General features: G+C 36.8%; 17 protein-coding genes. 8 read left to right on the top strand and 9 right to left on the bottom strand.

Going from position 1 to position 16,615, the window contains the following annotated elements; all coding sequences use genetic code 11:
- Positions 1-31 precede the first annotated feature (31 nt).
- The 5 genes from MKY78_RS07965 to MKY78_RS07945 form a co-directional block, all read right to left on the bottom strand.
- Positions 32-556, bottom strand: a complete 525-nt coding sequence (locus tag MKY78_RS07965; RefSeq protein WP_339217233.1) for a type 1 glutamine amidotransferase domain-containing protein — start codon at positions 554-556, stop codon at positions 32-34.
- A gap of 87 nt (positions 557-643) precedes the next feature.
- Entirely contained in the window at positions 644-889 is a 246-nt protein-coding gene (locus MKY78_RS07960; RefSeq protein WP_339217232.1) for a DNA alkylation repair protein, read from the bottom strand.
- Positions 890-949: 60 nt separating this feature from the next.
- Complete coding sequence (locus MKY78_RS07955; RefSeq protein ID WP_339217230.1) at positions 950-1,399, bottom strand: YueI family protein; 450 nt, start codon at positions 1,397-1,399, stop codon at positions 950-952.
- Between the two features lie 303 nt (positions 1,400-1,702).
- The gene (locus tag MKY78_RS07950; protein WP_186869578.1) at positions 1,703-1,876 is read right to left on the bottom strand and encodes a YfhD family protein; all 174 of its coding nucleotides are present in this window, start codon (positions 1,874-1,876) and stop codon (positions 1,703-1,705) included.
- A gap of 103 nt (positions 1,877-1,979) precedes the next feature.
- Positions 1,980-3,974, bottom strand: coding sequence for an LTA synthase family protein (locus MKY78_RS07945; RefSeq protein WP_339217228.1), 1,995 nt, complete (start codon positions 3,972-3,974; stop codon positions 1,980-1,982).
- Between the two features lie 250 nt (positions 3,975-4,224).
- On the opposite strand from MKY78_RS07945, the gene MKY78_RS07940 reads away from it, so the two are divergent.
- A complete protein-coding gene (locus tag MKY78_RS07940; RefSeq protein ID WP_339217226.1) occupies positions 4,225-5,088 on the top strand; it encodes a YitT family protein in 864 nt (287 codons plus the stop codon).
- 219 nt (positions 5,089-5,307) lie between these two features.
- Here MKY78_RS07940 and MKY78_RS07935 read toward each other — a convergent pair whose 3' ends face one another.
- Complete coding sequence (locus MKY78_RS07935) at positions 5,308-6,756, bottom strand: IS1182 family transposase (RefSeq protein ID WP_339212374.1); 1,449 nt, start codon at positions 6,754-6,756, stop codon at positions 5,308-5,310.
- 394 nt (positions 6,757-7,150) lie between these two features.
- Complete coding sequence (locus MKY78_RS07930; RefSeq protein ID WP_339217867.1) at positions 7,151-7,771, bottom strand: spore coat protein; 621 nt, start codon at positions 7,769-7,771, stop codon at positions 7,151-7,153.
- 214 nt (positions 7,772-7,985) lie between these two features.
- Here MKY78_RS07930 and MKY78_RS07925 point away from each other — a divergent pair, with 214 nt between their 5' ends.
- Positions 7,986-8,933: an MBL fold metallo-hydrolase gene (locus MKY78_RS07925; RefSeq protein ID WP_339217224.1), complete on the top strand. Its 948-nt coding sequence runs from the start codon at positions 7,986-7,988 to the stop codon at positions 8,931-8,933.
- A 143-nt stretch (positions 8,934-9,076) separates the two neighbouring features.
- On the opposite strand, the gene MKY78_RS07920 is transcribed toward MKY78_RS07925, so the two are convergent.
- Positions 9,077-9,832: an exodeoxyribonuclease III gene (locus MKY78_RS07920; RefSeq protein ID WP_339217223.1), complete on the bottom strand. Its 756-nt coding sequence runs from the start codon at positions 9,830-9,832 to the stop codon at positions 9,077-9,079.
- A 307-nt stretch (positions 9,833-10,139) separates the two neighbouring features.
- Here MKY78_RS07920 and MKY78_RS07915 point away from each other — a divergent pair, with 307 nt between their 5' ends.
- Genes MKY78_RS07915 through MKY78_RS07890 form a run of 6 tightly spaced genes read left to right on the top strand, consistent with a single transcriptional unit; the run spans position 10,140 to position 15,358 of the window.
- Positions 10,140-10,529 carry a GntR family transcriptional regulator gene (locus tag MKY78_RS07915; protein WP_339217222.1) on the top strand — a complete coding sequence of 130 codons (390 nt, stop codon included), beginning with the start codon at positions 10,140-10,142 and terminating at the stop codon, positions 10,527-10,529.
- Positions 10,526-11,215, top strand: coding sequence for an ABC transporter ATP-binding protein (locus MKY78_RS07910; protein ID WP_211742318.1), 690 nt, complete (start codon positions 10,526-10,528; stop codon positions 11,213-11,215). The genes MKY78_RS07915 and MKY78_RS07910 overlap by 4 nt, the downstream gene beginning before the upstream one ends.
- Complete coding sequence (locus MKY78_RS07905; RefSeq protein ID WP_339217220.1) at positions 11,212-12,042, top strand: hypothetical protein; 831 nt, start codon at positions 11,212-11,214, stop codon at positions 12,040-12,042. The genes MKY78_RS07910 and MKY78_RS07905 overlap by 4 nt, the downstream gene beginning before the upstream one ends.
- 4 nt (positions 12,043-12,046) lie before the next feature.
- The gene (locus tag MKY78_RS07900) at positions 12,047-13,321 is read left to right on the top strand and encodes a hypothetical protein (protein WP_186869586.1); all 1,275 of its coding nucleotides are present in this window, start codon (positions 12,047-12,049) and stop codon (positions 13,319-13,321) included.
- A 16-nt stretch (positions 13,322-13,337) separates the two neighbouring features.
- Positions 13,338-14,030, top strand: coding sequence for an ABC transporter ATP-binding protein (locus MKY78_RS07895; protein ID WP_186869587.1), 693 nt, complete (start codon positions 13,338-13,340; stop codon positions 14,028-14,030).
- Positions 14,027-15,358, top strand: a complete 1,332-nt coding sequence (locus tag MKY78_RS07890) for an FtsX-like permease family protein (RefSeq protein ID WP_186869588.1) — start codon at positions 14,027-14,029, stop codon at positions 15,356-15,358. The genes MKY78_RS07895 and MKY78_RS07890 overlap by 4 nt, the downstream gene beginning before the upstream one ends.
- Before the next feature lie 404 nt (positions 15,359-15,762).
- On the opposite strand, the gene MKY78_RS07885 is transcribed toward MKY78_RS07890, so the two are convergent.
- Positions 15,763-16,287 carry a CotY/CotZ family spore coat protein gene (locus MKY78_RS07885; RefSeq protein WP_339217219.1) on the bottom strand — a complete coding sequence of 175 codons (525 nt, stop codon included), beginning with the start codon at positions 16,285-16,287 and terminating at the stop codon, positions 15,763-15,765.
- Positions 16,288-16,615 lie beyond the last annotated feature (328 nt).

The raw sequence follows: 16,615 nt of genomic DNA, 5'->3' as shown, positions 1-16,615 counted from the left end.
TTTCACGTTACCAGACGGGGTAGGGATTGTCTTAATTTCCTGCTAGTATATCCGCAAATTCCTTAACGTAAGGTGGTAAATCTGGTGGACGGCGACTTGATATAATATGTCCATCCACGATAACGGCTTCATCATACCATGTGGCACCAGCATTTGTCATATCGTCCTTGATGCCAGGAGTACTTGTAACCTTTTTACCTTGAAGAATGTTGGCTGAAATTAACACCCATCCTGCATGACAAATTTGCCCAATAGGTTTCTTTGCCTCATCCATCTCTTTTACAAACTGTAGAACCTCAGGGTAGCGTCTTAACTTGTCTGGAGCCCATCCACCGGGGACTAAGATGGCATCATAGTCATCTGTCTTTATATCGTGAAATGCGTAATCTGATTCTGCTGGAACACCATATTTGCCTATATATTTTTTCTTCGCTTCTTTTCCTACTAGATGAACAGTTGCCCCTTCTTCCTGTAAACGTAACACAGGATACCAAAGCTCTAAATCTTCAAAATCATCTTCAATAAGAGCAATAACCTTCTTATTTTCTAACCGCATCAAAACACCTCCATGATTAGTTTAACAGAAAAAAGAGCATTATATGTACTTATATGAAATAGAAAAACCACAGATGCGTCTGTGGTTTTACACCGGCCGTTCTCCAAACTTAGCAAATGTATTTTCATCTTCTACTAATCCACATGAACCACATTGGATTCGGTATTTTGGTCCGTTATACACAGTATGAAATGGCTCGACTTCACTAGTTGAATAATCGTTTATTACCGCACCAGTTTGCGGGTCTAATTTAACCGGTTTTGCTATTTGTTCAATGATATTAAAGCGTGAACGATTGGTTTTGCAATTGGGGCATCGATATTTTTGTGCCATCTTTCACACCCCCATTGTTAGTATGAAACCAACATGCTTTTTTATACGAGGAGGGGAAAGCTAAAAAAATCGTTTTAGCTTAGATAGAAAACCAATCTTTTCCTTTTCAGCTGTATCTTCTTCAGAAGGGGTATCTTCATTATTTTCATTCATAAAAATTTCTTCTTTATCTATGGCATAGTCATAGGTTAGAACAGCACCAATATCAGTTTCTACTGCTTCGTTATTGATGACCGTATAAGAAATATTATATTTAGTTGCTAATTCCTTCTCAGCTTTAAGAAATCTGGATGCAATTTTTCCATTAAATAGTAGCTTGGCATCGGGATTATGTTTCATATTTTCTTCTAGGATTTGTATCCCTTTATCCGTCATTACCTGACCAATTGTTAAGGCGATGACAATTCGCTCCCGTAATGTACCAAGGAAATAATCTCTTTCTTCCTGCTTGGGTAATCGAGTACCATATATACCTTCTGTAAGATAGTCCTCAACGTTTTTCTTACTCATTTTGAATACCTCGCTTTTCATCCTAATTGTAAATGAGAACAGGCACTGCTGGCAAAGAAAAGAGGAGTTTTTCACTAAGTTGTAGAATTTGTAAGAGGGAGGGAGCGCATCATGCAGGAAATACTGCTTGGCGTAATAATTATATCAACTATGTTATATCTTATCTGGCTATTTACTTTCAAAACAAGCTAGTTAAATACATATTAAAGCCTACATTAGCAGGTTATGTAGTGATGCGTACTTACTTTGGTGCACCATTATTATGTGCTATAAGTATAGGTGGCCTAGTGTAAGGCCACCTATTTATTTTTCCTTTGCACGTCTGTCAGCGGCTCTACTTCTCGCTTGAGCTACTTTATCATCGTGATCGGCAAATTCCTCTGAATACTCTACATCAATACCATCAGATAATTGATTTTTCGGAGTCTGAGCAAAGAAGTTCTTACCTGTTGCTCTATTATGGTCACCACGTCCCATAACGTTCACCTCTTTCTGGAGTATTCATGTCATAGTATGAACGAAAACGGCAAATAAAAACGAGTAATCAAAAGGAAAAAATTCCTAATGATTACTCGTTTGTTTATTTTTCTAATGAAGGCTCTCTTGGATCAATTGGTTTCTCTGGTTGTTCTTCTAGTTGGAAAGGAACAATACCAGTTTCATTTCCATAACGATATTGAGTCGGATCAACAGGTGTCCAATCTTCATTTGGTGTATAGAAGCGTAATAAGTCACCATTTAACAATTTATCGGAGAGCTCAAGCTCACGAAGAGCCTCATCTCTTACTTGAATCATTTCTTCCGTAGGCTCGATTTCCTCACCAGTGTCATTATCATAGAAAGTACCTGAAACAACACTGTATTCCGGAGTAATTAAATCACCATTACGGAATGGAACGAATTCCTTATGGCCATCAGAGAATAAATCTGTTCCAAATTGGATATAATCTTGTGCATCAATTCCTACTAAGTGTAATAAAGTTGGCATTACATCGATTAATCCACCATATTTGTGAACAGTTCCCATTCCTTCAACACCAGGAATTTTTATAATGAATGGAACTCGTTGTAATTGAGCATTTTTAAATGGTGTAATTTCTTCACCAGTAATTTCTTTCATTGCACGATTATGGTTTTGAGAAATACCATAGTGATCTCCATATAGGAAAATCACAGAATCCTCATATAGACCAGCTTCTTTTAAATCATTAAAGAATTGCTCTAACGATTCATCAAGATAACGAGCGGTTTGGAAATACGTATCAACAGATTTATCTCCAGTTTCCGCAGGTGCAAGTGAAGCTTCTTCATCACCTATAATATACGGATGATGGTTTGTTAAAGTCATCATATGTGCATAAAATGGCTGATCTAATGACTTCAACATTGGCATAGATTGTTCGAAGAAAGGCTTATCCTTTAGGCCATAGTTGATAACATTTTCTTCGCTCATGTCATAATAACTAGCATCGAAATATACATCTACACCAAATTGTTTATAAATTTCATCACGATTCCAGAATGATTTATAATCACCATGGAAATTGGCTGAAGTATAATCTTGATGTTGGTTCAGTATCGCAGTTAATGATTGGTACGTGTTAGTACCTCTAGTTACGAATGCAGATCCTTGTGGTAACCCATAAATAGAGTTGTCCGTAATTAGCTCTGCATCAGCTGTTTTACCTTGTTCGGTTTGATGGAATATATTATCAAAATACGTAAAGTCTTGTTCAGGATCATTTACTAATGAATTTAGGAAAGGAGTAACTTCTTCCCCATGTAATTCATAATTGATTAAAAACGTTTGGAATGACTCTAAGTGAATTTTAATAATGTTCTTACCTTTAGCAACACCAAATAATTCTGGATTTGGCTCTGCATATTTATTCTTCGTATAGTTTTCAACTTCTGTAATATCATCACTATCCGCAAGTACTCGTTGTGATGATGATTTAATATTTTGTGCTGCATCATAAATTGCAAAGTTATAAAGTCCTATATACTTTACAATATAGTTGCGGTCAAATGTCCTTTTTAGTAGTTCTGGTCGATCTGCTTCAGCAAGACCTAAATTCAATGAAAATGCAATTAGTCCTATAATAAGCACCAGTATAGGCTTCTTACGACTAATTCTTTCTGTGCTCCAGCCTTTTTTAAACCAAATAAATAAGGCGATAAGGATTATTAGATCAAGTACAAAGAATATGTCTGTCCATTGTACAAGACTTACAATACTGCTTCCTAAACTTCCGAAGTTGCTTGTTTGTGTTAAGGTTGGAAGTGTAATGTAGTCGTTATTAAAACGATAGTACACTACATTGGCATATAATAGTATGGTCATTAATGTATCAACTACAATAATCCATAATCCTACCCGTTTTCCTTTAGCAAATAATGCTATTCCTAGGAAAATGAGGGCTGAGCTCAGCGGGTTAAAGAAAAGTAAAAATTCTTGTGTCCCATTTTTTATATCTAGGTTGAATTCAGTTAAGTAAATCAGATACGATTTTAACCAGATTAGTAACACGGCTACAAAAAAGAAGGACATTTTTGATGTTAATAGTTTTTTCATCTTATTTCCCCCATCTTTTTTTGCTTCAACTGATAGATTTCTTTTTGTGATGAAATCTAAAATAAAGTTATCAAGTTATGATTTTAACTCAAATTAATCTATGAATCAAGTGAATTTCCAAAATTTACTATTGGGAAAGTATGGTGAAGGCTTGTCCATATTGCGCTCAGACATTATTGATTGTATTCAATTAAATAGAAACTATGATAGAATAATATTTGCTTGTTTGTTATAGAAAGGACACAAAACGATGAAACAACAACATAGAACCGTATTAAAAGAATATGTACTTGTTTTAATTGGTGCTACATTAGTCGCGTTATCGTATAATGTATTTTTATTACCATCAAAATTGGCTGCTGGTGGTATTTCTGGGATTAGTACTGTTTTATATGAATTATTTGGATTTAGTCCAGCAATGACGCAATTTGTGATAAATATACCAATATTTATCATTGGTTGGTTAGTCTTAGGAAAGGACTTTGGTGGGAAAACCTTACTTGGGACTTTTTGGGTGCCATTTATAATTGGTTTAACGGCAAATACACCAATCACCATTACCAATCCGATTCTAGGTGCCATTTATGGTGGAATTGTATTAGGAATTGGACTAGGTATTGTTTATATTGGAAAAGGTTCGACAGGTGGAACTGCCTCAATAGCACAAATCCTGAAGAAATTCACAGGAAAATCCAGTGGTTATACACAGTTAATTGTTGATGGAGTGGTAGTGTTATCTTCTATATTTGTCTTTAGTTTAGAACTGACACTTTTTGCACTAATGGCTATTTATATTTCGAGTAAAACAATCGATTTTGTTCAACTGCGAACCTCTGCTACTAAGTTAATTGTCATTATTACAGAAGAGGAAGAAAAGGTTCAGGAATTGATACGAACCGGTATCGATCGTGGCTTAACAAAGGTAAGGTCTGTTGGAGGCTACTCCAATATGGATAAGACATTAATATTATGTGTAGCCGAGCAGCAAGAGGCTGTAAAATTAAAAGGGATGCTTCAGCAAGAAATTCCGACATCATTCGTCATTTTCCTAAATGCATCCGAAATATTAGGAAGAGGATTCTCGATAGATAAATACTATGGGCAAAAGCTGTAACGATAAAGAGACTGGGACATAACTAAAAGAATTAAATGTAAAACCGATGATACAGGATACTAGCTCCGGAAATATACGTAGACTCCTGCGGGAGGAAAGGCATCGGGAAGCTGCTGAAAAACTCAAGGATTTTAAGTGATAATAAAATAAAAAAACAAAAAAGGGATACTTTTTATGTGTTTTGCCATAAAAAGTATCCCTTTTTTGCTCATATTCCTCTTATTTTTGGTCTATGAGCTTCATGATTCGTTTTAGATTTGTTACAAATATCGTGGTGGCTCCTTGGATTTCCATACCAAAGAGACCTGAGTCGGTGGCTCTATCGTACCCATGTCGATTCTTTAATTCGCTATTTTTAGCCTCAATCATATAACGGTCTCGAGCTAATTCTTTAAACAATTCGGTCTCTTGAAATGCCTTCTGCTCTTGATGCTCCGTCGATTTTATGCTCACCGTAAGTGTTTTTGATTTGGCACCTTCTTTGTAACAACCCTCTCGCAATGGACAAACCTTACATTTTTCGATATCAAATTGATACTGATATTCAGCGTTCCTGTCTTTTCTGTTCTTAACATATTTTTTTGTCGCTAAATGCCCAGCAGGACAAACATACATATCCGCATCTTTATTGAACTCAAAACCCGTGTCTTTTCGTTCGTTTGTCAACATTGGGTTAAGTTTGGAAACCAGTTGAAAATCTTTTTCTTTAGCTAAGATTAAGTTATCTTTCCCTGAATAAGCTGTATCACCAATGACCGTCTCAACTGTCAGACCTGCTTTTTCACTTTTTTCTACCAGATTTCTTAAATACTTTCCATCACTTTTGTCGCCAGATGTGACCTCTGCCGCCACGATTAAACGTTCTTCTGATATAGCGAGGTGTGTTTTGTAACCAAAGAAACTCGTGTCTTCTGATTTATGACCAGTTCGCGCATCGCGATCGGCGGAGTATTCCGTTGTCTCTTGGCAATCTTCCACTAACTCTTTCAAGTAGTTCAATTTTTTTTGCACGTCTGGAATGTTACGGACATCTTCCTTCTCTACGACTTCAATCAACTTCTCGCAATAAGCCATAGACACTTTTACATCATGCTTATCAGTTGGCTTTTCTGGGTATTTTTCTTTGAGACTTTCATCGAATTCATAAGTTGCTTTCCTAACAGCCTTCGCATGTTCATTTAGATATTGCGCGGCTGACCTCGAACGATGACGAGAATGGGAGTGTGTAGAGTCCACGATTAACGTGGCTTTCACGTCAATCAAATCATGTTCGACAGCGAGTTCGATTGTTTTTTGAATCAGTAAATCTAATAGATTGATATTTTTTAAACGTAACTTACGAAATTGAGTTAAAGAACTAGGATCAATTACAGGATCCTCGGGTGCCATATCTAAAAAGTATTTGAAAGACATATCATATTTAGAGCGTTTCACAACATCTCGATCAGATAATTTATACATCCGTTTCAACAAAAGGTATTTAAACATTCGGACAGGGCAGATTGCATTCCTTCCATTCGTTAAACAATAGTTATCCTCTAATTCCTTGTAAATAAATGAAAAATCAATTAACTCATTGATTCGGCGTAACTCATTGTCTTTTTCTATAATCAAATCATAAAGATTAGAATACGGACTTAATGGAAGGCTTTCTTGTTTTTCTAACATACAATCACCCACTATTTTTATTATGACACTAATTATAAAGTAAAATCGCCAACAAAACATTTTTGTTGGCGATTTTCAGAGACTTTTTCAGCAGCCTCGGCATCGGTGAGACCCCGCAGTGCGAAGCACGAGGAGGCTCACCAGCCGCCCGGCGGCAAGGTAGACACTGCGATGGTTTTATCGAGCAGATGTCGCCCCTGTACTGGAAGTGAAAGCGAAGTATATTTCCGGAGCGTGGTCATTGCTCATCATTCGGTTTTTCCTTTAAGATAAATTCTTTTGTCCCAGCTTCTTTTTATTATTCCGCTAATTTTTATTCCATCTTAATGTATAGAATCATTCAAAAGCAAAAGGATGCCCGTAATGAGCATCCTTTAATAGATAGCACCCCAAATTAATGAGGCATGGTTCCTTGAATAGGAGCAAAGCTGTTTATATAGTTTTGCATGTCCTCTTGCTTTAACTGTGGTACTTGATAATATTGATGTTTATTTTGATATAGGAACACTTCATATGCCATCTCAATCATATTTGGAACACTATCGGCAAATACTCTTCTTAAGACAGGGTTAGTGGTTTCTAGAGCTGCCATTGTAAAGGCAGATGCATTTGACTTTAGAACTCCCATCAGAAAGCCAGTCACACATTCATCATTAATCTCTTGAGGAGACTGTGCAGGTTTTTTCGGTTGTGATGGTGTCATTCCATACAACACATCATTACTCTCAGCCATATTGTACGTTTGCGTTTTAACGGTGGGCTCATTTCCTGTTTTAAGTGTTTCTACCACAGTATTATATAACTGCGTTAGGAATGTTTTATGTTGGTTCATCATGGATTTTAGCTGCGGATCCTGAGCATATTGCTCATAAATCATATATTGCTCCATACCACCAACTAAACCACCGATGGCTTCATGTGCATCAAAAAGCTCGTGACCACCATGGCTTACTTCTGCAGGCATTTGTGAAGTACCAGTTAATTGTTGGTTTTGCATTTGGTTATTCATGTTCATATTCAAATTAATAACCTCCTTAAGAAGAATCAGGTTTATTATTATCTGTTTCACTGGAAATATCCTAGCCATAAATTAGCTAAAATGCGTTTGATTGGCATTCTTTTTTTGAGAGATATGGAGAACACTAAAAAGAAGAAAACGATTGCGAAGAACATGAATTTATTTAGAATACGTGCTACGATGATGGTAGTTAGAATAGGGGGGATTAATCATGCAAGGAAGATTACCAATTCGTCTTCATGATCGAATTCACTTAATTGATGGGTTTGATATGGGAATACCGTCTCGAACAGGTACGTATGTATTGGATGAAGAAGAATTAACTATTATTGAAACAGGACCAAGTCCGTCCATTAAGTATATTAAGCGTGGCTTAGAGGATTTAGGTCACACATTAAGTGAAGTGAAATACATAATTGTTACGCATATTCATTTGGACCATGCAGGTGGTGTAGGTGTACTACTGAAATTATGTCCAAATGCGAAGGTAATTGTCCATCCGCGCGGTAAAAGGCATTTAATTGATCCAAAAAGGTTAACTAGTGGTGCTAGAGCAATTTATGGAGATAGTTTTGCCGAATTCTTTGATCCTGTTGAACCAGTCCCAGAAGAAGCAATCATAGAAAAGAGTGAAGGAGATACACTACCAATAGGACCAAATTGTACATTGCAATTTTTAGATACACCCGGTCATTCACGACACCATATTAGTATTTATGACCCTGTAAGTAATGGGTTATTCACAGGAGATACTGCTGGGGTAAAATATGAACAGCTGGATCCATTAGGGATTGATTTTTTCTTACCTTCCACATCACCAAATCATTTTGACCCGACAGCCATGCACGAGTCCATTGATCGCTTTATGGAAATGAATGTAGACTTTATTTACTTTGGGCATTTTGGTGCGACATTGAAAACTACTGCAGCATTGCATCAGGTGTCAGAGTGGTTAGATATTTTTGTAGAGGAAGGCGAGAAAGTTTTTAAAGAAGGTAAAGGCTATGATGTATTATCTGGACGACTGTTTACACGTGTAAAAGAGCACCTTAAGGAACTTGGTGTGCCTGATGATCATCCTGTTTATATAGTAATCAATCTGGATATGCAGGTTAGTGCATTGGGAATTATTGATTACTTCCAAAAGTTAAAGCAATAAGAATTAGGTGTATAACGCACTCCGGAAATATACGTAAGGTAACGGAAGATTAGCTTTTGTATATTTCCGGGGTGTAATAGCTATGAATGGTAAAGTTTTACTTCCGTTCTTTTTATTTGATACCTATTATTCCCTATTTGCTGTTAGATTTTGATTTCCAATATAATTGGACAATGATCGCTACCTAGGATAGCGGAATGTGCATTAGAGTCAATCAAGTTGTCCTTCAGCCTTTCGGAGACAATAAAATAATCAATTCTCCAGCCAATATTCCTCTCGCGCACCGTTTTCATATAGCTCCACCAAGTGTAAATACCTTCCTCATCGGGATAGAAATGGCGAAGCGTATCAATGAAACCTGCATTCAGAAAGCGTGTCATCTTTTCTCTTTCTTCATCCGTAAATCCGGAATTACCATAGTTTGTTTTGTAATTACGAATATCGATCTCTTGATGGGCAACATTCAGGTCTCCACATAATATAACGGGTTTAATTTTATCGTGTTCCATTATATGTTGAAACAAAGCATCCTCCCATTCTAATCGAACATCCAATCGAGCTAAATCACGCTGTGAATTAGGGGTATAAACATTGATTAAAAAGAAATCCGCAAACTCCATCGTAATAATACGACCTTCTGGTTGTGTATCTTCTTCCCCGATTCCGTATTTCACCGATAGAGGCTTCTGTTTCGTAAATACAGCAGTACCAGAATAGCCTTTGCGTTCTGCATAGTTCCAATATTGAAAGTAGCCATCTAGCTCTAACTTAATTTGACCCTCTTGTAGCTTCGTTTCTTGAACACAAAAAATATCAGCATCTATTTCATTAAAGTAATCTAAAAAACCTTTGCGAACACAGGCACGCAATCCATTAACATTCCATGATACTAATCGCATAATATCTCCTCGTAATTTCTTTGTTTTGTAGGGTGGTTGTTTTTTTAGCTCGAAACAAAGTAAGCTAGTCCTCAGTAGAAACAACCTTTTTAGTTTGTACTCATCATATCACCTTCAGCAGAAATGTTCATGAAAGGCGTCTTTGGGAAAACTATTTTTTAAATAAGGTTGACTCTATTGGTGTATTAATCGTATAATACACTTGAGTGGTGTATTAAGCCCTTAATACATGTTTTTTTGCCAAGTGTGTATTAAGGGGTTAATACAGTAAGGGAACAGTTACCAAGTAAATATAGGAGTTGTAGCTATGAATATAAAGTTTAACAACCGAGATCCTGTCTATGTTCAGGTAATTCGACATTTTAAGGAGCAAATTGCTACCGGTATTTTTGAACCTGGTCAGGAGATTCCATCTCGACGTGAACTAGCAAATCAAATGAAAATTAATCCTAATACAGCGCAAAGGGCGTATAAGGAAATGGAGGAACAAGGGTTGATATTTACGGAGAGAAATTTACCAAGTCGTATTACGAATAATGCAGATGTGATTAAAGCAGTTAGAGAGGAATTGATTCTAGAAGCAGTCCATTCATTTATTGCTTCTGTACAAACGATTAATGTACCACTTGATGAAGTGCTTCATCTAGTGAAGGAAAATTACGAAAAGAGATTGGAAGAACAGGAGGGAGAAGCATGATTGAGATAAAGGGTATTACCAAAAAGTTTGGTAGAAAACCGGTGTTAAAAGGGGTTAGCTTTGCTGCAAATAAAGGTGAAATTACGTGTTTAATCGGAATAAATGGTGTCGGAAAAACGACTATCTTAAATGCGATTATGAATCTAACACCTATTAATAGTGGTGAAATACTAATTGATGGTGAGAAGCTTCACAAAGGTAGCTTTGAAAAGGTGACCTTTATTCCAGATGCGATTACGATGCCTCCTAACATGAAAATTTCCGATGCGATGACATTTATGGCGGATTTTTATCAGTCATGGAATCAAAAGCGAGCAGAGGATTTGCTAACTTTCTTTAAGTTGGACGCCAATGACCGCATTTCTTCTCTGTCAAAAGGGAATACAGCTAAAGTGAATATGCTACTTGGTCTTGCATTGGATGTTGATTATCTATTAATGGATGAGCCATTTTCGGGGATTGACATATTTAGTAGAGAACAAATTGCCAATGTATTTACTAGCCATCTAGTAGAGGACCGAGGCGTCATTATTACAACACATGAAATCAATGATATTGAACACTTAATCGACAAGGCAGTTATTTTAAATGAGGGAGTTGTCTTACGAGAGTTCAATGCGGAAGAAGTACGAGAAATAGAAGGAAAATCGATAATCGATGTAATGAGAGAGGTGTACCAGCCATGATGCGCTATTTAAAATTGACTAACTTTGAACTAAATCGCTTCTTCAAAATATATGTAGTGTTAATTGGAATTACGCTCATTATGCAGCTAATAGGCGTAGTATTTATCTCGAATAATTATATAGGAGATATAGAAGAACTTATTTCAGCAGGTAATACAATAGAGCAGGCAATAAAGGATTGGGGGATTTTCTCTTTTAGTGCAATCTCAAGGTCATTATGGTTTACAGCACCTATCTCATTATGTGTTGTTACCTTGCTAATCTATGTGTTTTTCATATGGTATCGGGATTGGTTCGGAAAAAACACATTTGCCTACCGATTACTAATGTTACCGACAGCTAGAATTAATGTATTTTTTGCAAAGGCATCTGCCATCTTTTTAATGGTACTTGGGCTCGTTGCTATTCAGCTTATTTTCATCATGATAGAAAATGAAGTGATGAAGCTAATTGTCCCAAGTCAGTTGAGAGAAGATCTCACATTAAATGAAATACTATACAGCTTTGATTCTTTACGAGTATTATATCCCACTTCGTCTATCCAGTTCTTCATTCATTATGGAATTGGAATGATGACGGTATTGGTTGCATTTACAGGTGTGCTATTTGAAAGGTGTTTTCGTTGGAAGGGAATTATATTAGGTGTGGTTTTTGCGGTTCTTTCATTCTTCGTATTTATATCTCCATTATTGATTCAGGAGTTTTTAGTGGAGGAATTCTTCTATCCAACTGAAATATTCATTCTAATGGTAGTAGCAGCTCTAATTGTAACAAGCGGTGCCATTTGGATGAGTCATTACTTGTTAAATAAGAAGATAAGGGTGTGACGAAATGATATTGAAACGATTTTGGAAGCTTATAGCGCTAAGTCTCGTGATTATTACAGTACTTGTAACGTACTTTATTTATACATCATTAGTGGTTGCCAAACAATTTCCTGAATTAACACTGAAGACAATTGACGGGGATAAATCGGTCATGAACGACGTCTTACTAGTAGGGGAATATGATGGGAAAAGTAATTATAGTGCCGTCACGGTCAGTACAGAAGGGTCTGTTTATCGAGGACAAATGTCCTTCTTTGAGAATTTAGAATCCCCTTTTGCCATAAATAATGCGACTAAGTTAAAGGAAAAGTATCGTAACTTTATGAGAGGGAAATGGATTTATACAGGAAATTTCTTTGAAAATGACGAATTTGTCGCTTATGTCGCGGTTAAGTCAACATCATCGAGATTACACTACGAGGATGCTGAGAACTATTTTTACGTAGATGTTTTAAACAAGGAGACCAATAAGTCTAATTCATTTGAAATAAAGATACCGGGTCAAGGGCATTATTACGATATCGTAGTGTCAGATGTTCAATTAGTTAATGGAGAATTAAAAGTATTAACAGAGTCTAATCATTATGGGAATAATGGTCGTTATGTTCGTGAGTTAATGGTATACACGATTGATATTTCCTCTCATAAGATTAGTGCAGATGATACCCTGCTAGTAAGTGAGAGCATTGAAGATGCTAATAACTGGGAGGATATTATGTTCTTAAATGATTCAGAAGATATTTCAGAGCAGAAATTCTACTTCTTGCAAAAGGATCAGAACCGACGAGAAGTAGAGGATACTGAACTGGAAACGGAGATAGTAGATAATGAACCAACTGAAATCAGCGTGGTTAATAGGTCCTTCTATTTATATGATTTGGAAAGCAAAGAACTCCAAGAAGTTACCTTCGATAAAGAGATAGCGAACGAATTATTAGATGCGCGTACGTGGGGATTTGTACAGGATAGACAAGTGTATCTGGTCTATGAGTTAGAAAATACAGTTACCATACTAGAGATCAATGAAAAGGATCTATCTGTACAATCCAAAGCAAAGTTTAACCTAGACGATTCAGGATTTCAGGGTTTGTCGAATCTTACAATAGTAAACGATAAAATGTATGCGATAGGTTATAAGGATGATGTTAACTCTGTCAAAGTATTCGTTGGTGCAATTCACAATGGAGAGGTACTGTTTGAAGGGGAAATAGTTATGGAAAACCCAGATGAAGAAAACGGAGAACACGAATTGCGGTTCTATCGATTAATAATGAATTAAACATGGAGGAAATATTGTGATAAAAGTAGAGAAGCTAAGCCACCAATTTGAATTGGGGAAAAAAGGAAAGAAAACGATTGTACCAGTATTAAAGAATATTTCAATGGAAGTACACAAAGGGGAAATTGTTTCCGTTGTTGGGAAGAGTGGTTCGGGAAAGTCCACGCTACTAAATCTAATTAGTGGATTTATTCGTGCTAAAGAAGGAGAGATTTGGATTGATGGGAATCTAGTATCTGATTATTCAGAGGCAAAGTTTGCCGATTTTCGTCTTGAAAATATAGGCTTTATTTTTCAAAGCTTTCAATTGATACCTAGTATGACCGCGTATCAAAATATTGAACTTCCGCTGATTTTAAGAGGGGAAAATGAACCGAATAGAAAAATAATGGTTAACCAATTATTAGAGAGAGTCGGTTTAATAGAGTATAAGGACCATTACCCTAGCGAATTGTCAGGGGGTCAACAACAACGAGTTAGTATAGCAAGGGCATTAGTGCTGGAACCAGCACTAATCCTTGCTGATGAGCCAACAGGAAGTCTAGATAGTGAAACAGAAGCGGAAATACTAGACATTATTCAAAATCTTAATCAAGAATTGGGTATTACGTTCCTTATTATTACGCATGATGAAGAGGTTGCTCGTATCGGCCACCGTTCTATTACGATTAAAGATGGTAGTTTAATGGAAGGGGTGGAAACGATATGAGATTAAAGGACAAGTTTCGCTTTATAAGACAAAACATTAAAAAGAATAAAGCCCGTACTTATATGACTATTTTAGCAACGGCGATGGGATGTGCGTTCTTAATCGTATTAGCTTCTATTGGATATGGGCTACAGCAAAGTGTTGTAAAAGATACACTGGAGGATCAAACTGTAACAAAAATTGATATTTACGGTAAAGAAGTAGATGGTAATTATCAATCTCTTACAATGGAAGATGTACAGTCCTTGGAAAAATTAGATAATGTTAGATCTGTAACAAGAAAAACGCAATTAAGACAATATCCAACTTATTCCCTTGATGACTATGAAATAAGTGCAAATGCAGTGTCGACTCACTTCCCTTCTGAGTTAGCTGCTGGATTGGAGTTAGATGAAGGAAGATTACCTGAAAAAGCAAATGAAGTAGTAGTCGGGTATCATTTTGCGAATAACTTACATTTAGAAACAGAAGAAAATCCATACGATGAAGATACGGGAGAAATAAAAGAGGAATTACGTTATTCTGGTAGTATTATTGGAAAGACCATTACGATGTCCGTTCAAAAAAGTGCCGAAGAAGACAAAGCGGAGGAGATTCCATTAACGATTGTAGGTATCCTAAAGGAGCCTGGAAGAGAGTGGTTGACAAATACCGATGTATTTATCTCTCAAGAAGTATTCCAACAGGTGGAAGCTTATACGGGAACGCCAGGTGGAGAGCTAGGCGTGGATTCTGAGATATTAGAGACTACTTCTCTTACTTCTTATGATGAAGTAAACGTCTATGCGGATAACCTTGAAGCGGTACAAGGAATCGTGGATACGCTTAATGAAGAGAATTATGCATCGTACTCGGTTGTTAGTGAAATGAATCAAATTAATACCCTGTTCACCATTGCAAAAGCAGGATTAATTCTTGTTGGGACAATTGCCTTAGTTATTGCTTCGATTGGAATTTATAATACGATGACGATGGCTGTTACCGAAAGAGCTCCGGACATTGGAATTATGAAGGCTATTGGTGCCAATCCAAAGACAATTAAACAAATCTTCTTGTTGGAAAGTAGTTATATCGGTATCATCGGTGCATTCATTGGGACAATCGTAGCATATGTGATTAGTATAGTCGTGAATATTGCATTACCGATGATTTTGGAAATGGCATTTTCGCAAGAGATGCCTGAGGGATTACAATTCTCTGCTATCCCGTGGAGTCTAGTTGTTATTGCGGTTACCATTTGTTTAGTCGTTACAATCCTGTCAGGAACAGGACCAGCAAAACGTGCTACTCAAATTGACGTACTACGAGCAATGCGTAGGGAAGTATAGTAATGATAGAGGCTGGGACATAACAAAAAGAATTAAATGTAAAACCGAATGATACACGATACTAGCTCCGGAAATATACGTAGACGAAAGCGGGGAGGATAGGGCAAGGTTGAGACCCCTAAAGAAGTAGCGCGAGGAGTCTCACCAGCCGCCCGGCGGTAAAGTAGACACTGCGAGGTTTTTTCGAGCAGATGTCGCACTTATGCTGTGATAAAGTGTAAAGTAGACACTGCGAGGTTTTTTCGAGCAGATGTCGCCCCTGTACTGGAAGCAACCGCAAGTATATTTCCGGAGCGTGGTCATTGCTCATCATTCGGTTTTTCCTTTAAGATAAATTCTTTTGTCCCAGCCTCTTCATAAAAGAATGCCTCGAGTCTACTAAGTTTAGACTCGAGGCATATTTTCTAACAGCTTTTCGAAGCAGGAGCTACAATTGGTGTAACTGGGTTTAGACATTGAATTCCAGTAAAGTTATTCAAGTCTACGGTTATACAAATACCAGTCTCGACGAATTCACCAGTAGCGTTGTTTGGGATGAAGTGGCACAAATCTTTTTTGGAATGACATAATAAGTTCCCGCTACCTTGTGTATCGAATTCTAGTAATTCTAATTCAACACAGCAACCTTTTTTAAATTTCTTTGCCTTAAACACTGGAGTTTCCACACAGTCAAATCCAGAGTTATTTTGCGCAATCCCTGTTGCAAAGAACAAATCACAATCCCCTTTACAATATAACAAAAACGGAATTGTCGTTGGTCCGTTAGCAGGAACCGTAGTTGGTGAAAGTAATTGTTCGATTGCATTCTCGCACCCTGTAGTACAGCAATCATCTTGAGCTGCGGCTACTTCGTTTTGAGCGAGAACAATTTTACGAACCACGTCACAGACACATTCACTTGAGTGTTTTCCATGTGAACAACAACTCATGCTATTATCTCTCCTTTTCATATGAATTTTTTATACACTATAATCTATGTTAATTCAGATATCATGGTTGTTTACTAGTCTATTTCTATTAAAAATGATTCAGATATCCTGACAAAAGGAAGAATATGTGTTGGTTCATCATGTCAAAAGCCAACACCGACAAGGGATTAGCGGATTATGTATAAATTAACTCTACACATGGGAGCTAATAGATTTTAGCCCTACCCATGAAAAAGGAACCAGTTCACCTAGCTGGTTCTTTATTTTTGGTAATAGATTACATAGATATAACAACTTTTAAATAAACTTTACAATTCATTGATTTTGC

The sequence above is a fragment of the Ornithinibacillus sp. FSL M8-0202 genome, assembly GCF_037975285.1.
Classification (GTDB): domain Bacteria; phylum Bacillota; class Bacilli; order Bacillales; family Amphibacillaceae; genus Ornithinibacillus; species Ornithinibacillus massiliensis.
This window is presented reverse-complemented; position numbering and strand designations above follow the sequence as displayed.